17 protein-coding genes and 1 other annotated feature are annotated in these 20,222 nt (G+C 43.2%); of the genes, 5 read left to right on the top strand and 12 right to left on the bottom strand.

All coding sequences use genetic code 11. From position 1 onward, the window contains the following. Nucleotides 1-160: 160 nt before the first annotated feature. Nucleotides 161-1,171: a phosphate acetyltransferase gene (gene pta / locus NQ550_RS07550; protein WP_025576924.1), complete on the bottom strand. Its 1,011-nt coding sequence runs from the start codon at nt 1,169-1,171 to the stop codon at nt 161-163. A gap of 251 nt (nt 1,172-1,422) precedes the next feature. On the opposite strand from pta, the gene NQ550_RS07545 reads away from it, so the two are divergent. Together NQ550_RS07545 and NQ550_RS07540 are read left to right on the top strand one after the other, a co-directional pair. Beyond that, complete coding sequence (locus NQ550_RS07545; protein ID WP_025576925.1) at nt 1,423-2,790, top strand: tRNA(Met) cytidine acetate ligase; 1,368 nt, start codon at nt 1,423-1,425, stop codon at nt 2,788-2,790. 80 nt (nt 2,791-2,870) lie between these two features. Then, a complete protein-coding gene (locus NQ550_RS07540; protein ID WP_025576926.1) occupies nt 2,871-3,659 on the top strand; it encodes a DUF2238 domain-containing protein in 789 nt (262 codons plus the stop codon). A 9-nt stretch (nt 3,660-3,668) separates the two neighbouring features. On the opposite strand, the gene NQ550_RS07535 is transcribed toward NQ550_RS07540, so the two are convergent. Further along, the gene (locus NQ550_RS07535; protein WP_008704717.1) at nt 3,669-4,082 is read right to left on the bottom strand and encodes a potassium channel family protein; all 414 of its coding nucleotides are present in this window, start codon (nt 4,080-4,082) and stop codon (nt 3,669-3,671) included. Between the two features lie 94 nt (nt 4,083-4,176). Between NQ550_RS07535 and NQ550_RS07530 the strand changes: the two genes are divergently transcribed. Together NQ550_RS07530 and NQ550_RS07525 are read left to right on the top strand one after the other, a co-directional pair. Then, complete coding sequence (locus NQ550_RS07530; RefSeq protein WP_025576927.1) at nt 4,177-4,713, top strand: HdeD family acid-resistance protein; 537 nt, start codon at nt 4,177-4,179, stop codon at nt 4,711-4,713. 18 nt (nt 4,714-4,731) lie between these two features. Next, nucleotides 4,732-6,006: a chloride channel protein gene (locus NQ550_RS07525; protein WP_025576928.1), complete on the top strand. Its 1,275-nt coding sequence runs from the start codon at nt 4,732-4,734 to the stop codon at nt 6,004-6,006. 119 nt (nt 6,007-6,125) lie between these two features. Here the strand turns inward: NQ550_RS07525 and NQ550_RS07520 are convergent, their stop codons facing one another. The 3 genes from NQ550_RS07520 to NQ550_RS07510 all read right to left on the bottom strand — a co-directional run bounded on the left by NQ550_RS07520 (nt 6,126) and on the right by NQ550_RS07510 (nt 9,045). Then, on the bottom strand, nt 6,126-6,920 hold the full coding sequence (locus NQ550_RS07520) for an ABC transporter ATP-binding protein (RefSeq protein ID WP_022380585.1): 795 nt from the start codon (nt 6,918-6,920) through the stop codon (nt 6,126-6,128). Nucleotides 6,921-6,923: 3 nt separating this feature from the next. Beyond that, complete coding sequence (locus tag NQ550_RS07515) at nt 6,924-7,850, bottom strand: ABC transporter permease (protein WP_008704724.1); 927 nt, start codon at nt 7,848-7,850, stop codon at nt 6,924-6,926. Between the two features lie 172 nt (nt 7,851-8,022). Continuing rightward, nucleotides 8,023-9,045 carry an ABC transporter substrate-binding protein gene (locus NQ550_RS07510; RefSeq protein ID WP_008704725.1) on the bottom strand — a complete coding sequence of 341 codons (1,023 nt, stop codon included), beginning with the start codon at nt 9,043-9,045 and terminating at the stop codon, nt 8,023-8,025. A gap of 244 nt (nt 9,046-9,289) precedes the next feature. Next, nucleotides 9,290-9,541 (bottom strand) — a binding site (T-box leader). Between the two features lie 767 nt (nt 9,542-10,308). On the opposite strand from NQ550_RS07510, the gene NQ550_RS07505 reads away from it, so the two are divergent. Beyond that, on the top strand, nt 10,309-11,400 hold the full coding sequence (locus NQ550_RS07505) for a pyridoxal phosphate-dependent aminotransferase (protein WP_025576930.1): 1,092 nt from the start codon (nt 10,309-10,311) through the stop codon (nt 11,398-11,400). Between the two features lie 291 nt (nt 11,401-11,691). On the opposite strand, the gene NQ550_RS07500 is transcribed toward NQ550_RS07505, so the two are convergent. From NQ550_RS07500 to ftsH, 7 genes are all read right to left on the bottom strand, one after another. After that, the gene (locus NQ550_RS07500; RefSeq protein ID WP_025576931.1) at nt 11,692-13,056 is read right to left on the bottom strand and encodes a PFL family protein; all 1,365 of its coding nucleotides are present in this window, start codon (nt 13,054-13,056) and stop codon (nt 11,692-11,694) included. A gap of 89 nt (nt 13,057-13,145) precedes the next feature. Beyond that, entirely contained in the window at nt 13,146-13,418 is a 273-nt protein-coding gene (locus tag NQ550_RS07495) for an ACT domain-containing protein (RefSeq protein ID WP_008704728.1), read from the bottom strand. Between the two features lie 16 nt (nt 13,419-13,434). Further along, the gene (locus NQ550_RS07490) at nt 13,435-14,229 is read right to left on the bottom strand and encodes an MBL fold metallo-hydrolase (RefSeq protein WP_008704729.1); all 795 of its coding nucleotides are present in this window, start codon (nt 14,227-14,229) and stop codon (nt 13,435-13,437) included. After that, nucleotides 14,216-14,818, bottom strand: a complete 603-nt coding sequence (gene coaE, locus NQ550_RS07485; RefSeq protein ID WP_306797798.1) for a dephospho-CoA kinase — start codon at nt 14,816-14,818, stop codon at nt 14,216-14,218. Before coaE ends, NQ550_RS07490 begins: the two co-directional genes overlap by 14 nt. Next, nucleotides 14,818-17,571 (bottom strand): DNA polymerase I, encoded by a 2,754-nt coding sequence (polA, locus tag NQ550_RS07480; protein ID WP_025576933.1) that lies wholly within the window; start codon nt 17,569-17,571, stop codon nt 14,818-14,820. Before polA ends, coaE begins: the two co-directional genes overlap by 1 nt. A 17-nt stretch (nt 17,572-17,588) precedes the next feature. After that, nucleotides 17,589-17,936, bottom strand: a complete 348-nt coding sequence (locus tag NQ550_RS07475; RefSeq protein WP_029676784.1) for a zf-HC2 domain-containing protein — start codon at nt 17,934-17,936, stop codon at nt 17,589-17,591. A 213-nt stretch (nt 17,937-18,149) separates the two neighbouring features. Further along, nucleotides 18,150-20,105 (bottom strand): ATP-dependent zinc metalloprotease FtsH, encoded by a 1,956-nt coding sequence (gene ftsH / locus NQ550_RS07470; protein WP_025576935.1) that lies wholly within the window; start codon nt 20,103-20,105, stop codon nt 18,150-18,152. Between the last annotated feature and the right edge of the window lie 117 nt (nt 20,106-20,222).

Here is a 20,222-nt window from a genome sequence, read left to right as displayed (position 1 = left end):
CAGCTTTTCCTTTCATATTATAATATTATTCTCATCATTTCTAGGGAAATATGAGTAATGATATCAAAGGCATCAGAATCAGAAATATCTCCTCCGATGCCTTTAACATTATGTAGTCAATGAAATAATTCTCAGTCCGTTTTACGGTCTGACTGAAATCTTATTTGTTGTCGTCAGCCTGGCACTGTACTGCTGTGATAGCTACCACACCAACGATATCGTCTGCAGAGCATCCACGGGACAGGTCATTTACAGGTTTAGCGATACCCTGGGTTACAGGTCCGTAAGCTTCTGCTTTTGCAAGACGCTGTACAAGTTTGTATCCGATGTTACCTGCATCAAGGTCTGGGAATACAAGTACGTTAGCTTTACCTGCAACTTCGCTTCCAGGAGCTTTAGAAGCGCCTACGCTTGGAACGATAGCTGCATCAAGCTGGAATTCTCCGTCAAGTGCAAGTTCCGGATTCTGCTCTTTTGCGATCTTTGTAGCTTCTACAACTTTATCTACGTCAGCATGTTTTGCACTGCCTTTAGTGGAGTGTGAAAGCATTGCAACGATTGGTTTCTCCTTAACAAGAAGTTCAAAGGATTCTGCAGAAGATGCTGCGATTGCTGCAAGCTCTTCTGAAGTCGGGTTCTGGTTCAGACCGGAATCAGCAAATACAAATGCGCCGTTTGCGCCATATTCGCAGTTCGGAACTACCATTAAGAAGAATGCAGATACAAGTTTTGTACCTGGTTTTGTTTTCAGGATCTGAAGACATGGTCTTAATGTATCAGCTGTAGAGTGACATGCACCGGATACCATACCGTCTGCATCGCCCATTTTTACCATCATTACACCATAGTACAGATACTGGTTAAGAAGAATCTCTTTAGCCTGATCCGGTGTCATGCCTTTTTTCTGTCTTAATTCTACTAACTTGTCAATGTATCCCTGTGTTTTCTCTGATGTAGCAGGATCTACGATCTGTGCGCCGGAAATATCATATCCGTCTTCAGCTGCACTCTTTTTAACAGCTTCTTCGTTACCAACAAGGATAACCTTTGCAATTCCTTCTTTTAAAATTTTCTCTGTAGCTGCCAGAGTTCTCTTATCCTCTGTCTCCGGAAGTACGATTGTTTTTACGTTTGCTTTTGCTCTCTCTTTGAGTGTGTCAATAAATCCCATGATTAAAATGGCTCCTTTCATATAGCAGTTCTGATATCACAATATCTGTATACCAGATGTCATTACCATTCACCGAATATATACAGTAAACAGTAATCTGTTTTCTGCGCTGTCTTCATTATACCTCCTGAAGCCTTGTATTTCAAGCATCTGAATGGTAGAATATGACATAAAAAAGTATTTTTTAAGATGCAATATGGTTAAAAAAGAGAACTCTACAAAATTTCAGGAAGGAGCATCTGTGTAAATTTATGAAAACAGCAGGAATTATTGCAGAATATAATCCTTTTCACAAAGGACATGAATATCAAATCAGGTATACAAAGGAAAGGTTAAAAGCAGACTACGTTATCGTTGCCATGAGCGGAGATTATGTGCAGCGCGGCACTCCTGCTCTCATCTCCAAACACGCACGTGCAGAAATGGCTCTGCGGTGTGGTGCTGACCTTGTACTTGAAATGCCGGTATCCATCTCTACAGCAAGTGCAGAAGCCTTTGCAATGGGGGGTGTTTCCCTGTTAGACAGCCTTGGTATTGTTGATATGCTCTGCTTTGGAAGTGAATCCGGGGAGATCAGCGCACTGAAAGAACTGGCTGAGATCCTTGTAGAAGAACCTGAAGAATATAAAAAGCTGCTGAAAAGCTTTTTAAGCGAAGGGCTGACTTTTCCGGCTGCCAGAAGCCAGGCACTGACAGAATATTTTAAGAATCCGCGCAACTTCAATGGTGACGATTTTGACGGAGTCCTTACTCCTCTGTTAAATGAAGTTACACAGATTCTGAATACACCGAATAATATTCTGGGGATCGAATACTGCAAGGCACTTCTCCGCCTGAACAGCCAGATCCGCCCTGTTACCATCCGCAGGGAAGGAATGGGGTATCATGAAACCACTGTCCCTGAAGGAGATTTAGCAAGCTCCTCCCCTGATTTACACTCATCTACTGATTCCTTTGCATCTGCAACTGCTATACGCAGTCTTATTCAGAATCTGGAAGGTGACCATTCAGAGGCAATCTCAGACATAAATAATCCAGTCAGGAATCCGGATACCAAAACTGCCAATATATTATCATCCCAGATTCCACCAGATGCTTTTTACGTTTTCAAAAAGGTGCTGGACTCCGGTGAATTTCTCACAGAAAATTCTCTGGACTCTATTCTTTCTTACTGCCTTATGAAAGAAAATGTAGAAAGCCTTTCTTCCTATATGGATGTTTCCGAGGATCTCGCCCGGCGGATCATAAATCAACAGAATCTTCTGTTGTCCTTTTCCCAGTCTGTATCTGTTTTAAAAACCAGAGAACTGACTCAGACAAGGATACAGAGGGCATTGCTTCATATTATATTAAATATCCATACTGCACCAGCACAGATTCCCTTTGCCCGGGTTCTTGGTTTCCGCAAAGAAAGCAGCGAACTGCTAAGCCGGATCAAGCAGCACAGCCGAATTCCTCTTATCACCAAGCTTGCGGACGCCCAAAATCTTTTGGACAGTGAAGGTAATCAGATTTTATCTGAAACTGTTTTTTCTTCCAATTTATATGAAAAACTTCTGTGTCTGAAAACCGGCAGAAAATTCTGCCACGAGTCCCAGAAACAGCTTATTATCCTATAATTCTTGTTGTTTGGATGCACTTATGTTAAAATACAAACAGTGAGGATAAGGATATAAAATAAGGAAGGAGGAAAAGAAAAATGAAAGCTAATTCAGGTTTGAAAAAGAACAGAACAAAGATTCAGATGGTACTTACCGCCCTGGTAATCTTATCTGTTGTACGTCAGTTTTTCCTGGGAAATTACCACAATATGTTTCTGGGAATCTTGACATTGATCCTTTTTATGGTTCCCCAGTTTCTGGACAGGAAACTGAACGTCACAATACCACCGGGACTGGAAACAGTGATTCTGATCTTTATCTTTTCAGCAGAAATTCTTGGCGAAATCAATGCCTTTTATGTAAAAATCCCTATCTGGGATACCATTTTACATACTACTAACGGTTTTCTGATGGCTGCCATCGGATTTGCACTGATTGATCTTTTTAACCGCAGCGACAGGTTTTCCATTAAAATGTCACCGTATTTTGTAGCTTTTTTTGCATTCTGTTTTTCAATGACTGTTGGTGTTATGTGGGAATTCTTTGAATTCAGCATGGACTGGTTTTTTGGAATGGATATGCAGAAGGACTGGATCGTACCGGCCATCAACTCTGTGAAGCTGAATCCTACCGGTGCAAATGTTCCGATCCATGTAGATGTTCAGTCCCTGGCCGTTAACGGCGAGACCTGGAATCTGGGAGGCTATCTTGATATTGGTATTGTTGATACCATGAAAGATTTGATCGTAAACTTTATCGGCGCAGTCGTATTTTCTATCATCGGTATTCTGTATCTGCGAAACCGCGGAAAAGGAAAGCTGGCAGCTTCTCTGATCCCGCAGGTACGCAGCAAGCAGGAAGAAGAACTTTCTTCCAAAGATCAGTAAGATCCACAGCTACCGAAACTGGCGCACTTTTCTGGAAATATTCTCCAGCTCTTCTCTGGAAAGCTCAGGAAGTCTTTCCAGCTGATCCATAAACATGGCAAGTGTCTCTTTTCGCTGCAATTCCACCATCTGGGTGTAGAAATTAACCACTACCCCGGTGGCAATGGCAACTACAAAAAGCGAATAGATCGTCAGAAGAACGGAACACATTTTTCCAATAAAAGTAACCGCAACCACATCGCCAAATCCGGCAGTGGAGATCACCGCATAGCAATACCACAGTGCATCTCCGTATCGGTTAATGTCCGGTTCAACCAGCTGGATCACTGCTGCGATAGCAAAAATAAACACAATAAAACCAATGATAATTTTATCTGCGCGAGTCCGTTTTAAAACACTGCCTAATACTTTAATTCTTTTCATGCACTTGTCCTCCAATGAAATAATATACTGCCTGAAATTAATTGAAGTATAGTATAAAACGGTTTCACTTGCAATATGAGAGGAGCTTAACAGTATGAAAGATAATAAAGCACTAAAATACCTCACTTTGATCACCGGAGTTTTAACATTGTTATTAGGAGTCTACACTCTTGTAAGACCAATGAGAACTTTTCTTGCAATCGGATGGATCCTGGGAATCCTTCTGTTTGTAAATGGTATTGAACTTGTAATCCTTTCTTTATCCAAAGAAAAGAAAGAAATCGGAGCATGTATTCTCGGTGTTCTGGAAGGACTTGCGGGTATTATCTTATTATTCAGCGGCATTCAGCGGTTCATCACAGACGTAATGGCAGCTTATATGGTCGGTGCAATCATTCTGATCTACGGTATTTTCCAGATTGCCGCCGGCACAAAGGTATATAAAACATCTAAAGGAAAAGGTATCCTGAGTATTGTGTGCGGTGTTTTATCCGTAATTGTCAGCATCATTTCATTTACCCATCCTGTACTTACCATGATCTCTGCAGGATATATGATCGCATTTTCTGTTTTAATGCAGGGTATCAACATGATCGTACTTGGAATTAATTTCGGAAAGGCAGAAAGTTGACAAAAAGGTTATGGCTATATGAATAACACAAAAAGCCCCAAAAACGTATCTTTAAAAAATCAGCTTGAATTGTGGCTGTTCTGTGCACTCATTGGTGCTGTTGCCGGTGCACTGGTATGGATCCTGCTGAAAATAATGGCAGTCGGAACTGAATTTCTATGGAAATGGCTTCCCGGAAAAACCTCTGTTCCCTATTATACGATTCTTATCTGTGTAGCCGGTGCGGCAATTATCGGTATTTTCCGAAAAATATTCGGAGACTATCCCGAAAATCTTGAAACCGTTATGGAAAAAGTCAGAGCAGAAAAAAGATACGAATACAAAAACATGCTTGTAATGATGGTGGCAGCACTGCTGCCATTACTCATAGGAAGCAGTGTAGGTCCCGAAGCCGGACTTACCGGTATTATCGTAGGTTTATGCTACTGGGCCGGAGACAACCTTAAGTTTGCCAAACAGAATACCAGAAATTATTCGCAGATTGGTGCCGCAGTCTCCATGAGTATGCTGTTTCACGCACCTCTGTTCGGTATTTTCGAAGTAGAAGAAAACTCTGAAGAAGACCTTGCAGCCTTAACAAAGGGTTCCAAATTATTTATTTACGGAATCGCGCTGGCTGCAGGCACTGGTATTTATGCAGGTTTATCTGCACTTTTTGGTGCAGGGCTTTCCGGATTTCCATCCTTTGATATGGTGGAAATCCAGAGAAAAGACTATCTGCTTATGATTCTGTATATTTTGTGCGGTCTTATCCTGGCATACTTCTATCAGGCAACACACAAGCTGACCGGAAATATTTCCAACAGATTCCCGGCAGTTGTAAAAGAGATTTTTGCAGGTTTATGCCTTGGAATCGCAGGTTCATTCTTACCTGCACTTATGTTTTCCGGAGAAGAACAGATGGGAACACTTATGAAAACCTATACCTCTTATCTGCCGCTGGCACTTATTGGCATTGCGTTTTTTAAGCTCCTGCTGACAAATCTGTGTATTCAGTTCGGTTTAAAGGGAGGACATTTCTTCCCTGTCATCTTTGCCGGAGTATGTATGGGATACGGCGTGGCAATGTTGACCTGCGGGCCAGACGGGGGACATGTGGTATTTGGAGCTGCAATCGTTACTGCATCACTTCTGGGTGGAATTATGAAAAAGCCACTGGCAGTAACCATGCTTCTCTTCCTCTGCTTCCCGGTTAAAATGTTTATCTGGATATTCATCGCAGCAGCGGTTGGGAGCAAACTTATCACACTCAAACCAGAGCAGGAACCTTCTGCAAATTACAGCAAGCAATAGAGTCGCTACCAGACAAAAAGAACCATTATATCAGAAAACATGGCTGTATGCTTCAGGCAACAACTATAGCTTCTGTATATAATGGTTCTTTCATTTACAATTATATGTTATTTTTATAATTACTTTTCTCCGGAAAGAAGAATACGGTCATTATCCAGCATCTTACCGGCACCTGTCTTAAACTTCTCCAGAAGACCTTCCACTGTCAGGCCTTTCTTTTCTTCTTCATGGATATCCAGCACAATATCTCCGGAATCCATCATCAGAATACGATTCCCCAGATCAAGGGCCGACTGCATATTGTGAGTGATCATCAGACAGGTAAGCTGATGTTCCTCTACAATTCGTTTCGTAAGATTCAGCACCTTCTCTGCTGTGCCCGGGTCAAGGGCTGCTGTATGCTCATCCAGAAGCAGAAGCTTGGGCGGATTCATGGTTGCCATGAGAAGTGTCAGCGCCTGTCTCTGTCCGCCGGAAAGAAGTCCTACCGGCTGAGTCATACGCTTCTCAAGTCCGATATCCAGAAGCTTCAGTTCTTCATGGAATCGTTCTTTCTCCTGTCTGGACACATGGGAAAGCCATCCGCCTTTCCCTGCTGCAAGTGCCAGATTCTCTTCTATAGTCATTCCAGGTGCAGTTCCCCTCATAGGATCCTGATACAGGCGACCGATGGTCTTTGCACGTACATGCTGGGGCATAAAAGTAATGTCCTGTCCATCCAGCATGATCACACCGGAATCTGTAAGAAAATCTCCACAGATCGCATTAAACAGAGTGGATTTACCAGCTCCATTGGAACCGATGATCGTTGCAAAATCGCCCTTCTCCAGATTCAGGGATAAATCTCTGATGGCCTGTTTCTCGTTTACCGTACCCGGATTAAAAGTCTTGGAAATATGTTCAATCTTCAGCATAAATCACTGTACTCCCTTCCTGTGAGTCATTCTTCTCTTAATCTGCGGCCACTGTTTTTTCAAATATGGACCTGAAATAGCCAGCACAACGATCACAGAAGATACCAGTTTCAGCATAAATGCCGGCATATTGAATCTCAGTGCGACGGTATATACCAGACGGAAAATAAAAGATCCAAGTACCATGCCAACAGCTCTCACGAAAATTCCACCTCTGCCAAGAATCGTACCACCGATCAGCAGGGAAGCCAGCGCGATGGTAACCATTCCCTGTCCGATATTGATATCTACAGATTTCTGTGACTGAGACAGAAGACATCCGGAAAGTGCTGTGAAGGAATTGGCAACACAGAGACCTACAATCGTAGTAAATACCGGATTAATAGATGAGGATTTTACCATATCTGCATTATTTCCTGTTGCCCTGATTGCCAGACCAAGTCTTGTCCTTAAGAAAAATACAAGGAAGACAATCACAATGGCTACTGCAATGAAAGCAACTACAATATCTCCTCTTCCTTTCAGCGGTGTACTTTTCAATGTTTCTTTCATCATGGAAAATACCGTCTCTGTTCTGTTCATATTGATCAGGGAGGAACCTCCCATCACTGCAATATTCACAGAATAAAGAGCCGTATTAACGATAATTCCTGCAAGAAGACTGTCAACACCCAGCTTTGTCTGAAGTATGGCTGTCACAAAGCCCGAGCATATACCTGCAGCCATAGCTGCAAAAATTGATAAAAAAGGATGTCCGCTGACTGCCACTGCTGCTCCCACTGCTGCTCCCAGTGTGAAACAGCCATCAGTGGAAAGGTCACAGACATTCAGCATGGAATAACTGAGAAACAGGGCAAGAACTGTCAATGAACAGATCAGGCCAAGTTTCAGTGCGGTCTCTCCAAGAGAGAGTATAGTCGCAATAGTCACGATGATTTCCTCCAGTTTGTATTTATTTTATTACATTCAATGAACAGCAACAGAAAATATCTGCTGCTGTTCATTTTAATTCAGAAAATATATCAGTCTTTTCAACCGGCACAATGGATTCCATAAACCCAGAACTTCTGAATTTATTCAAAATGCTGTCCGAATATCCTTATTATTTCTCTACATCATCAAAACTCTCTGCTGTAACGATCTCATTTACCTGTGTGCATAACGGCTCGAAATCTTTTTTAACAGTTTCAAGATCAAGTCCCAGTCCCTCGCAGGTTTCTGTGTTTACTGTTGCAGTACCATTATCAAAAGTTTCAACAGATGTTGTTGCAGGATCTGCATCATTCATAAGGATGTCTGCGATCATATCTGCTGTCTTCTGTCCAAGGTTTGCATAATCAACACCGTATCCGACAAATGCACCGTTTAGTGCAAAGGAGTCAGCTCCTGTATACTGTGGGATACCTGCATCAATGAATTTCTCATAGATAGAAAGCTCTGCTGTCATAATTGTGTTGTCAGTTGGTGTGAATACTGCATCTACGCCATCTGCCACCAGTGCATCTGCTGCAAGCTGTACCTCATCTGTTGTGGTACCTGTACGCTCTACATATTCGATGCCTTCTTTATCCAGATAATCCTTGGCTTCCTGGATGGCTGTTGTAGAAGAATCCTGTCCGATATCGTATAAAAGTCCGATTTTCTTTACATCCGGGTTCACTGCCTGGATCAGTTTCATGATGGATGCTGTATCCAGATAATCGCTTGTACCTGTAATGTTTGCTCCAGGTGCATCCAGATCCTCTACAAGGCCGCTTCCTACAGGATCAGACACTGCGGAAAATACAACCGGTGTATCGGTTCCTTCTGTTGCGGACTGCATACGCATTGCTACAGGTGTTGCAATACCTACCATCAAATCTACATTATCAGCCTGAAAATCAGAAATGATCTGTTCCATAACATTGGCATCTGCATTACAGTTATCATAGGACACATCAAAATTTACGTCTTTTTCCTTGCCGATTTCTTCCAGACGGGACTGGATGTTGTCTACGATCTGATTCAAGGAAGCGTCATCTACATAATTGCAGATACCGATCTTGAAATCCTGTGCCATAACCGGTGATGCCATCATCATAGTTGCCATTGCTGTTGCTGCGATTGCTAATACTCTTTTTTTCATAGTCTTTTTTCCTCTCTCTACATCTTATTTAGCAGTTCATGGTTTTTTAACTGCCATAGTCTCAGGGATGTTTGCCAATCCCTTGTCACTGTCTGTGAGAAAGAACTCCCCGGATTCCTCTTTTTCCCGGATGTGTCAACTGCTGTGATACCCACCTGCCATCAGCAGATTTTCCTGCATTACAGGGGGTGCCATATAACAGATTCTCTTTATATATAAAAAAATCCGCCACAAGCTATCTGTTGCTTGAGACGGTAATAAGAATCTTATTATCGCGGTACCACTCAAATTGACGAATTGTCCACTTTCTCATGTACAAACATACACTCCTGATTTATAACGGGTTCGGTTCCCGTCGGTGCCTACTCTCACGCTTATCAAGATTTCGGACCGCCCTCGAAAGGCCATTCAACAATCAGTTTCATACGGCTTCCCACCAATTGCCGTTCTCTGGAATGATTCTTGGTTGTTTACTCTTCTTTCTCATCGGTTTTGATGTGTTTACTTTACCACGCTAATGCAGATATGTCAAGAGGTTTATTTTTTATTTTTTTCCATTAATTTTTTCAAAAGGGACGCGAAGGAATGGGAAGGGATTTCGGGCTTAGTTTCGGAACCATGTAATTCTAAGGCATTTGGGAAGTTGCTAAAAACATTCAAAAAAATCTCAAACTCGCTTCGCTCAGACAGTGAGATTTTTTTGAATAACGCAGCTTCCCAAATACCAAGAATTACTATGAACCCTCAAATGCGCCCGAAATCCCTTCCCATTCCTTCGCTGTGTACTGACAAATTGACATATATTCCATTTTCGACAGCATGCCGAATTGCTTGCTTTCTGCACCACCGCAGGAGACTTATTTAATCGAATCAAGTAAATCCCCTGCGGTGGTTGCGAAAAGCAATAAGCAGTGGGTGGGAACTTGCCTTCTGTTAAATGCCTGCTGAAATGATATTGGGACCTATATGTTACTGTTCACACACCACTATCCCGCGAGGTGTTTTGGCATGAATATGCCAAAATCCCGAGACATACAAGCCAAAATTCCATTGCCGCAGGCAATCTGGAATGAATTTTGGCTAAGTTACTGTGAACGGAGCGAACAGTAACACCTGTATATTTCAGGATAGCAATATGTAAACAGTGATGTTTACAGAACGATATGATAAGTGTTAAAATAATGTTCAGAAAAGATCTGTGATCTGCTATGTAGTGATTTTAAGTTTATATAGATTAGATTATATAGAAATGAGGGATATTATATGTCAACAGCAAAAATGGTTTTTCATGGGAGTGATATTGAGAAAATATGTGAGGTCTATCAGCTTAAGTCTGAGGAAATTGTGAAGTTTGGGGCTAATGTAAATCCGCTGGGGCTTTCTGAGCATGTAAAGGAACAGCTTGCAGGACGGCTGGATATCCTGTCTTCTTATCCAGACAGAAATTATACTTCACTTCGCAGCACAATTTCAGAATATTGTAATATTCCTGCTGAATTCATCCTTCCCGGAAATGGTTCCAGCGAACTGATCGCACTGCTGATACAGCAACGAAATCCAAAGCATACCCTTATCCTGGGTCCGACCTATTCAGAATACTCCAGGGAACTCTCCTTCTCCGGAAGCACTCAGGAATACTACCACCTGCGCGAAGAGGATAACTTTGTTCTCGATGTAGATGACTTTTGCCGGACTCTGGATGGAAAATACGATTTTCTCATCCTCTGCAACCCAAATAATCCTACCTCATCTGCAATTAACATAAATGACCTGCGCAGAATCGTTTCCTTCTGCAATGAGCGGAACATTTTCGTGATGATCGACGAAACTTATGTAGAATTTGCCCCGGATATCAATGAGATCACTGCTGTCAGCCTTACCAGAGAATTCACGAACCTTATGATTCTGCGCGGCGTATCAAAATTCTACGCAGCCCCAGGTATGCGTCTTGGCTACGGAATCACCGGGAACCTGGAATTTCTCAAAAAAATGAAAGAAAAACAGGTACCATGGTCTCTCAACAGTCTGGGAGCCCTGGCCGGCGAGCTGATGCTCCAGGATAAAACCTACATCCGCCAGACCCGGGACCTCATTCTCTCAGAACGCACCCGCCTGCTCAAAGCACTGGAGAATATCCCCACTTACAAAACCTACCCGGCCTACGCCAACTTTCTCCTCCTGAAAATCCAGAAGCCCGGCCTGACCTCCCGGGACGTCTTCGACGCCTGCATCCGTCAGGGTCTCATGATCCGTGACTGCTCCTCCTTCGAATGCCTGGACGGCGAATACATCCGCTTCTGCATCATGCACCCCGAAGACAACACCCGACTCCTCAATATTCTGGAATCTCTTTAATTGCTATAGTTAAAACCAGATACCAGCGGAGCGGAAAATATTTTGTCTGGGGTGCATTTGCAGCTTAGTTTTCAGAAATCTGCGTTATGAGCTGGCTGCATCACTGTCTGAGCGAAGTTTGCAACGGAGCGAGTTTGACAAGACGGCTCATGCTTTTAGCAGATTTATGGAAACTTAGAATATCTTAGGCTCCGAAACCGCACCCCAGACAAAATATTTTCCGCTCCGCGTCCCTCTTGAACATAAAAAGAGCCAGAAACTCCCCTTTTCCGAAGTTTCTGGCCTTTTTTATCAGTTTTTAAAGCTATGGATCGGTGCCGGAATCCTTCCGCCACGCTGCACAAACGCATCACAGGAGAACTGGTTCACCGGCATGATCGGTGCATAACCAAGCAGTCCACCGAACTCAACCACTTCGCCAACCCCCTTACCAATTACCGGGATCAGACGAACCGCCGTAGTCTTCTGGTTCACCATACCAATTGCAGACTCATCCGCAATAATACCCGCAATCGTAGAAGCCTTCGTATCTCCGGGAATTGCAATCATATCAAGACCTACAGAACATACACAAGTCATAGCTTCCAGCTTCTCAAGAGTCAGTGCCCCTGCATTCACCGCATCGATCATACCCTGATCCTCGCTGACCGGAATAAATGCACCACTCAAACCACCAACTGCTGTAGAAGCCATAACTCCACCCTTCTTAACCTGGTCATTTAACAGAGCAAGCGCTGCTGTTGTGCCCGGTGCACCTGCATGCTCCAGACCAATCTCCTCAAGGATCTCAGCAACACTGTCACCAATTGCAGGAGTAGGAGCCAGAGACAGATCCACGATGCCAAACTTAACACCAAGGCGTCTGGAAGCCTCCTGTGCTACCAGCTGACCAACACGTGTTACCTTGAAGGCAGTACGCTTGATCATCTCACAAAGAGTTTCAAAATCCTTACCTCTTACCTGTTCCAGCGCAGTCTTAACAACGCCAGGTCCGCTGACACCAACGTTAATGATAGTGTCTGCTTCTGTCACACCATGGAAAGCGCCTGCCATAAACGGGTTATCATCCGGTGCATTACAGAATACAACCAGCTTCGCACATCCCAGGGAATCCTGATCTTTGGTAGCTTTCGCTGTTTCCAGAACGATCTCACCCATCAGCTTAACAGCATCCATATTGATACCTGTACGTGTAGATCCAACATTTACAGAACTGCAGACACGCTCTGTCTTCGCCATAGCCTGTGGGATAGATTCGATCAGAAGTCTCTCAGCAAGAGTCATTCCCTTGCTTACCAGTGCAGAATAACCGCCGATAAAGTTTACGCCTACCACCTTGGCAGCCTTATCCAGAGTTTCTGCAATAGTTACAAAATCTTCCTTTGTCTTACATGCAGCTCCGCCAATCAATGCGATCGGAGTTACGGAAATTCTTTTATTTACGATCGGAATTCCATATTCACCGGAAATAGCCTCACCTGTAGATACCAGATCCTTTGCACAGGTTGTGATCTTTTTATAGATTTTCTCATTTAAAACAGCAAGATCACTGTCAATACAGTCCAGAAGGCTGATACCCATAGTAATGGTACGCACATCCAGATTCTCCTGCTCGATCATTTTATTCGTTTCATTTACTTCAAAAATATTGATCATTTTGTTTTTCTCCCTTGTATGTTCTCTCAGCATTTTTCAGGCAATCTGATACAGGAAAGTCCCTCAGTGGCTTACCTGCTTAGATTTTCTCAGATTCTGTGCATTACATTGAAGATATCTTCATGCTGGCAGCGGATTACTACACCGATCTTATCTCCAAGGGCTTCCAGTTCTTTGGCAAGAACTCCGTTGTCTTTCTCACATTTGCTGGCATCTGTTACCATCATCATGTTGAAATATCCCTGTACGATGGTCTGGGAGATATCAAGAATGTTTACATTATTGTCTGCAAGATAAGTACAAACCTTTGCAATAATTCCTACGGTATCGTTTCCTACTACTGTGATGATTGTCTTTTTCATAAGTTCTTTGTCCTTTCTACACTGTAATTACTTCTGATATGCAATCCCTCTGTGCCACCTGAATTCTGAAATCACGCGACTTATAAGGGTTGTCACCTAAGGTTACTTCTGAACAGACGGTTTCATACGCCAGTTCCTCATAGTTATTTTCCCTGCTCAGATGTCCAAGGAAAATCCCTTTCATATTGTCATGTAGCAGCCTGCATAAAAGCCTGCCTGCATTCTCATTGGAAAGATGTCCCCTGTCTCCAAGGATTCTCTGTTTCAGATAATAGGGATATTTTCCAACCTGCAGCATACGGATGTCATGATTTGCTTCCAGAAGAAGCGCATCCAGATTCTGCAGATTACCGACTATGTACTCATTATATTTTCCAAGGTCTGTAGCAATCCCCACAGAATGCTCTCCACACTCTACCCGGTATCCTACGGGCTGTGCAGCATCATGAGGGATCGTAAAAGGATTCACTGTCAGATCATTAATCTCAAAAGGCTCATCTTCGTGTATCTCACGAAAAATCCCTTCCGGCATTTTTCCAAGATTCATGTGAGATAAAGCTTCCACAGTTCCTTCTGTCGCATAAACCGGTATCTGATGTTTCCTTGCGATCACGCCCAGACCTTTGATATGATCCGAATGTTCATGTGTAATCAAGATACCATCAATATCTTTTCCTGTCAATTCCAGAGAATTCAATCCCTGTTCTACCCTTTTTCCGCTGATGCCTACATCCACCAGAAGATGGGTATTATCTGAGCCCACATAAATACAGTTTCCGCTGCTTCCGCTGGCAATGCTACAAAGTCTCATATTTTCTGATTCCTTCCTCAATCTGCCGTCTGGTCTGTGCAAAATCTCCGTTATTTACCACAACATAGTCTGCATTTTCCCGAAAAAAAGTCTCCGGTGCCTGACTGGCAATGATACTGACTGATTTCTCTCTTGTATAACCGCGGTTCTCCATCAGTCTCCTGATACGGATCTCTTCATCCGTATGAATATACCATATCGTATCGCAAAACTCCTGATAATGATCTTCCAGAAGGAGTGCAGCTTCCACCACACATATCTTCTGTCCCTGCTGTTTCTTTACAGCTAACTGCTCTCTGATGTACTGTTTCACAGCCGGATGGATGATCTGGTTTAATTTCTCCAGAAGCTCTGGATGTGAAAATACTACATCCGAAACCTGTCTGCGGTCAATAGTTTTATCATTTTTTATGATTTGTCTTCCAAATAGTGCAATCACCGGTTCATAACAGGACTGCCCCGGCTCCATCACCAGATGCCCGATCTCATCTGCTTTCATCACATATGCCTGATACTTTTCTTCAAGAAAATCAAGCACTGTACTTTTTCCGGCACCCACTCCGCCGGTAATTCCTATTGTTATCATCATCACTTCGCCTCATACCAGTTATTACCCTGATGCATATCGACTTCCAGTTCTACGGAAAGCTTTGCGGCACCTTTCATCTCTTCTTCAAGAATAGCAGAAACCTGCGGGATTTCCTCTTTACAGGTCTCTATCAGAAGTTCATCGTGTACCTGAAGTACAAGACGGGATTTAAGATTCTCATCCTTTAATCGTCTGTACACACGGTTCATTGCAATTTTAATGATATCCGCTGCAGTTCCCTGTATTGGAGAGTTCATGGCTACTCGCTCCCCAAAAGACCTCTGCATAAAATTACCGGATTTCAGTTCCGGGATCGGCCTGCGTCTGCCAAACATGGTAGTCACATATCCTTTTTCTTTTCCCTCTTCCACCAGTCCGTCAAGAAATCCTTTGATCTTTGGATAAGTTTCAAAATATCTTTCAATATATTCTGCTGCTTCTTTTCGTGTGATACTTAAATCCTGGCTGAGCCCAAAGGAACTGATCCCATAAACGATTCCAAAATTTACTGCCTTGGCATTTCTCCTCTGCAGATCTGTCACCTCATTAAAGGGCACATGGAATACCTCTGATGCTGTATGTCTGTGGATATCCTGGGCTTCTTTATATGCCTGGATCAGTTTCTCATCCCCTGACATATGCGCCAGAACGCGAAGCTCGATCTGGGAATAGTCCGCATCCAGAAATACATATCCCTCTTCCGGAACAAATACCTTACGGATCAGTCTTCCAAGCTCCATTCTTACAGGGATATTCTGAAGATTCGGCTCTGTGCTGCTGATCCTTCCTGTTGCTGTAATTGTCTGGTTAAAGGTAGAATGAATCCTGCCGTCCTCTGCGATCTCACCAACAAGCCCGTCTGCATAAGTAGATTTCAGTTTCGCAAGCTGACGGTACTCCAGAATATCCTTTACAATGGGATACTCCGGTGCAAGCTTTTCCAGAATATCTGCCGCTGTGGAATAACCTGTCTTTGTTTTCTTTCCACCCTTAAGGCCAAGCTTTTCAAACAGGATCACTCCCATCTGTTTCGGAGAATTGATATTAAACTCTTCCCCTGCCTGCTGCCAGATCTGCTTCTCCAGTTCTCCAATACGTACACTTAGTTTCTCACCGTAGCTTTTCAGTTCTTCACTCTTCACGCTGATTCCCCATTTTTCCATGGAATCAAGAGTAAAGATCAGCGGAAGCTCAATCTGTGTATATACATTCCACATACCTGTATCACGCAGTGCTTCACACATGGGTTTCCGGCAGGCAAGTGCTGTATAGGCCATGTAGCAGGCCCATGCTGCAAGCCCCTCTGCACTCTCCTCCCATGCTTTTTCCACTGTTTTCTTTCCAAGAAGTTCCTCTCTTGCAGGCAGGATACGACCATTCAGATATTCCTTTGCCATATCATCGTAAGTATAGGAGGATTTCAGAGGATTCAGCAGATATGCAGCCACACCTGCATCAAATACAGCCATCGGATCATCAGATTTTATATGCTTGAGTAATGCCTTTACATCCAATGCACATACACATTTTTTATCATATTTCAGAGTACCGTCTGTATTGACATCAGATATCTCATTTTCCGGATCCTTCTTCACATCATCTGTATTAGATTTCATAATATTCTCTGTGTTGGATTCAGATACTTTATGAAGGAGCCCTTCCAATTTTCCGCAGAGATAACCTTCTGTGATCATCCCTTCTACAGGAATATAATAAATTTCCTCTTCATTCAGCGCAAGTCCTGCACCAAATACCCTGCCATTCTCTGTAACCAGAGAAACACCCGCTGTCTTTCCTGCTTCCGCTTTCGCAAACAGCGCTTCACAGCCTGCCAGGTCTGCACATGTGAAAAACTCCTGTTCCAGCGTATCTTCCTGTACTGCCGCAGAGTCAAAACGGTTAAGCAGATTCTTAAATTCCAGCTGTCTGCAGAGAAGGAAAGCTTCTTTTGTATAAAGATTTCCCAGTTTTGCCTTTTCATACGAAAACTCTATGGGACTGTCCGTACAAATCGTAGCCAGAGCCTTGCTCATCTGCGCCATATCATAATGTTCTCTCATTGATTCCCTGGCTCTGTTTGGCTTCAGCTCTTCCAGATGTTCATGAGCATTCTCAATACTTCCATACTCCACAATAATCTTTGTGGCAGTCTTCTCACCTACTCCCGGGATTCCCGGAATATTGTCAGCACTGTCACCCATCAGAGCCTTTAACTCAATGATCTGAGGAGGTGTCACTTGATATTTCTCGATCACCTGCTGTGCATGATAATCCTCTATGGTGGTCTTGCCCCTTACAGTCTTTGGCAAACGGATCATAACCTTATCTGTCGCAAGCTGAAGCAGATCTCTGTCACCGGAAAGGATTGTCGCATCCATTCCTGCCGCTTCGCTTTTCCTGGCCAGAGTTCCCAGAATATCATCCGCTTCGTAGCCTTCTTTTGTCACAACATTCACACCCATTGCAGTAAGCATTTCTTTAATCAGCGGTACCTGCTCTCTCAGTTCTTCAGGCATGGGTTTACGTGTTCCCTTGTATGCTTCAAACATCTTATGGCGGAAAGTCGGTGCCTTCAGGTCAAATGCCACTGTCAGATACTGAGGCTTCTCTTCCTCGATCGTCCGAAGAAGGATATTCAGGAAACCATATACTGCCCCTGTGTGTTTTCCTTCTGAATTTGTAAGATCCGGCAGACCATAAAAAGCTCTGTTCAGAATACTGTGTCCATCAATCAGTAATATTTTTTCGCTCATAAAATCCTCCAGTGTCTTTATAGAATGTAATTTGTCTCCATCATTACAAAAATCAATATTGCCGCAATCGTAGCGATCAGAAGGCATATACTTACTCCAAACATCAGCCAACTGGCTTTCTTCTTGCGGATATATCTTCTGGATTTCCGGATATCCTGTTCTAGCAGTTTTTTGAAATCCAGAACCGAATCGCTACTGTCATCATCAAGCTGCTGTGTTACCTCATGTACAATAAAATATGTTTCCAGTTCATCATAACAGGAAGAACAATTCTGTACATGATCGAGAAACTCTTCCAGTTCATTTAGTGGAAGATCATGTTTAATATAACTACTCACCATTCCTTCTGCAGTTCGACAATCCATCTTCATTCCCTTCTTTCTTCCAAAAAACATCCAGGATGCTGCGTTCACTATTACGAATTATAACCGAACCGGAGTTAATTGGCAAGGAAAAGCAGCAGAAGCTCAAATCGCCTCTGCTGCTTTCATTGCTGTTCACTCAGTTTTCAGTGACATAACCAAATTTCCGGATTGCCTGCGGCAATGGACTTTTGGCTTGTATATCTTGAGAAAATATCACTTCTGCAAATTCACTTTCCCGGAAGATGTATCTGCATCAGCTTCTGTACTGTTTTCGGATTCTGCATTGTTCTCAGACTTTGTATTACTTTCAGATTCTGCCACTACAGTTGGAGCCTGTACAGGTGCATTCAGGATCTTCATAAATTCCTCACCTGTAATTGTCTCATGCTCATATAGATATTTTGCAAGTTCATGAAGCTTTCCGATATTGTCCTGAAGGATTTTCAGTGCTTTCTGGTGTTCCATCCTGACAAGCTCCACAACCTTCTTATCCAGAAGAGTCTGTGTCTCAAAAGAACAGCTTAAGCTGGAGTCTCCGCCCAGATACTGATTTGTCACATTCTCCATGGCAACCATATCGAAGTCTTCACTCATACCATATCTGGAGATCATTGCTCTTGCAAGCTTAGTCGCCTGTTCGATATCATTGGATGCTCCGGTTGTAATAGAGTGGAAGATCAGTTCCTCAGCGGCACGACCGCCTGTAAAGGTCGCTATCTTATTTGCAAGTTCTTCCTTTGTCATCAGATAATGATCTCCGTCATCCACCTGCATGGTATATCCGAGTGCTCCTGATGTACGCGGAATAATAGTGATCTTGTGGACCGGTGCAGATTCGGTCTGCTTTGCTGCAACCAGCGCATGTCCGATTTCATGATAAGCAACTATCAGTTTTTCTTTATTGGAAAGAACTCTGTTCTTCTTCTGATATCCTGCGATAACTACCTCGATACTCTCCTCAAAATCTGCCTGAGTGGCAAATTTTCTGCCGTCACGTACTGCACGAAGTGCTGCTTCATTGACAATATTTGCAAGTTCTGCACCGGAAGCTCCGGCTGCAGCTTTCGCAATCTCATCAAAACGTACGGAATCTGCGATCTTAATCTTCTTTGCATGGACTTTAAGGATTTCCTCACGTCCTTTTAAATCCGGAAGTTCAACAGGAATACGTCTGTCAAAACGTCCGGGACGAAGAAGTGCGGGATCAAGGGAATCCGGTCTGTTGGTTGCCGCAAGGATCACAACACCTTTGGAGCCGTCAAAACCATCCATCTCTGTAAGCAGCTGGTTCAGAGTCTGCTCGCGCTCATCATTACCGCCTGTAAATCCGGCACCATCACGTTTCTTTCCAATTGTGTCGATTTCATCGATAAATACAATACATGGAGCTTTCTCATTCGCCTGTTTGAAAAGATCACGCACCTTGGCAGCGCCCATACCAACAAACATTTCCACGAATTCAGAACCGGAAATGGAGAAGAACGGAACTTCCGCTTCACCGGCTACCGCTTTTGCAAGAAGTGTTTTACCTGTACCCGGAGGGCCTACAAGAAGGGCTCCTTTCGGCATAGATGCACCGATTTCTCTGTATTTCTGCGGGTTATGAAGATAATCTACGATTTCTGTCAGAAGATCCTTGGCTTCGTCCTCTCCCGCTACATCTGAGAATTTGATTCCCGTAGATGATTTCACATATACTTTCGCATTACTCTTTCCAAATGACATTGCCCCACCGGGACCTCCGCCCATGGAACTCATCATCTTCTTGCTGAGCCACCTTCCAAGAAGGATAAAGATGGCAATCGGCAGTACATATCCTGCGATCAGACTGATCCAGATAGATGTCTGCTGTGGTGCTGCTGCACCGAACTTGACATTTGCATCATGCAAACGGTCTACAAGGTCAGGATCATTCATCTTGACAGTTCTGAAATAACCCTCCTGTCCGTCACTCTCTGCTACATAATAAATATAATCATCCTGAATTTCTACTGTCTTAACGTAATCCTTCTCTACCCCTGTCAGGAAAGTACTGTAATCAGTCGTCTGTACCTTTCGTCCCTCAATTGCAGGAAGTAACAGCACATTCAGAAGAATGATAATAACTGCCGCAATGATATAATATACATAAAGCGGTTTTCTGCCAGGCTTTTTATTATCAAGGTTCATTGGCTTTTCCTCCATTTCGTTTTGTTATGATGTACCATATCACTTATTCATCTCTTTTTCAAGAAAAGCGAGATAAATTTCATAAAGATTTTAGAATTATCTGAACTGTTCAATACG

It is taken from the genome of Blautia wexlerae DSM 19850 (assembly GCF_025148125.1).
GTDB lineage: Bacteria > Bacillota > Clostridia > Lachnospirales > Lachnospiraceae > Blautia_A > Blautia_A wexlerae.
This window is presented reverse-complemented; position numbering and strand designations above follow the sequence as displayed.

Coding starts and splice junctions, on each gene's coding strand:
- ftsH (WP_025576935.1), bottom strand. CDS start 20,105: ATGAACCTTGATAATAAAAAGCCTGGCAGAAAACCGCTTTATGTATAT.
- pta (WP_025576924.1), bottom strand. CDS start 1,171: ATGGGATTTATTGACACACTCAAAGAGAGAGCAAAAGCAAACGTAAAA.
- NQ550_RS07540 (WP_025576926.1), top strand. CDS start 2,871: ATGAAAGCTAATTCAGGTTTGAAAAAGAACAGAACAAAGATTCAGATG.
- NQ550_RS07535 (WP_008704717.1), bottom strand. CDS start 4,082: ATGAAAAGAATTAAAGTATTAGGCAGTGTTTTAAAACGGACTCGCGCA.
- NQ550_RS07545 (WP_025576925.1), top strand. CDS start 1,423: ATGAAAACAGCAGGAATTATTGCAGAATATAATCCTTTTCACAAAGGA.
- NQ550_RS07530 (WP_025576927.1), top strand. CDS start 4,177: ATGAAAGATAATAAAGCACTAAAATACCTCACTTTGATCACCGGAGTT.
- NQ550_RS07525 (WP_025576928.1), top strand. CDS start 4,732: ATGAATAACACAAAAAGCCCCAAAAACGTATCTTTAAAAAATCAGCTT.
- NQ550_RS07520 (WP_022380585.1), bottom strand. CDS start 6,920: ATGCTGAAGATTGAACATATTTCCAAGACTTTTAATCCGGGTACGGTA.
- NQ550_RS07510 (WP_008704725.1), bottom strand. CDS start 9,045: ATGAAAAAAAGAGTATTAGCAATCGCAGCAACAGCAATGGCAACTATG.
- NQ550_RS07490 (WP_008704729.1), bottom strand. CDS start 14,229: ATGAGACTTTGTAGCATTGCCAGCGGAAGCAGCGGAAACTGTATTTAT.
- coaE (WP_306797798.1), bottom strand. CDS start 14,818: ATGATGATAACAATAGGAATTACCGGCGGAGTGGGTGCCGGAAAAAGT.
- polA (WP_025576933.1), bottom strand. CDS start 17,571: ATGAGCGAAAAAATATTACTGATTGATGGACACAGTATTCTGAACAGA.
- NQ550_RS07475 (WP_029676784.1), bottom strand. CDS start 17,936: ATGGATTGTCGAACTGCAGAAGGAATGGTGAGTAGTTATATTAAACAT.
- NQ550_RS07505 (WP_025576930.1), top strand. CDS start 10,309: ATGTCAACAGCAAAAATGGTTTTTCATGGGAGTGATATTGAGAAAATA.
- NQ550_RS07495 (WP_008704728.1), bottom strand. CDS start 13,418: ATGAAAAAGACAATCATCACAGTAGTAGGAAACGATACCGTAGGAATT.
- NQ550_RS07500 (WP_025576931.1), bottom strand. CDS start 13,056: ATGATCAATATTTTTGAAGTAAATGAAACGAATAAAATGATCGAGCAG.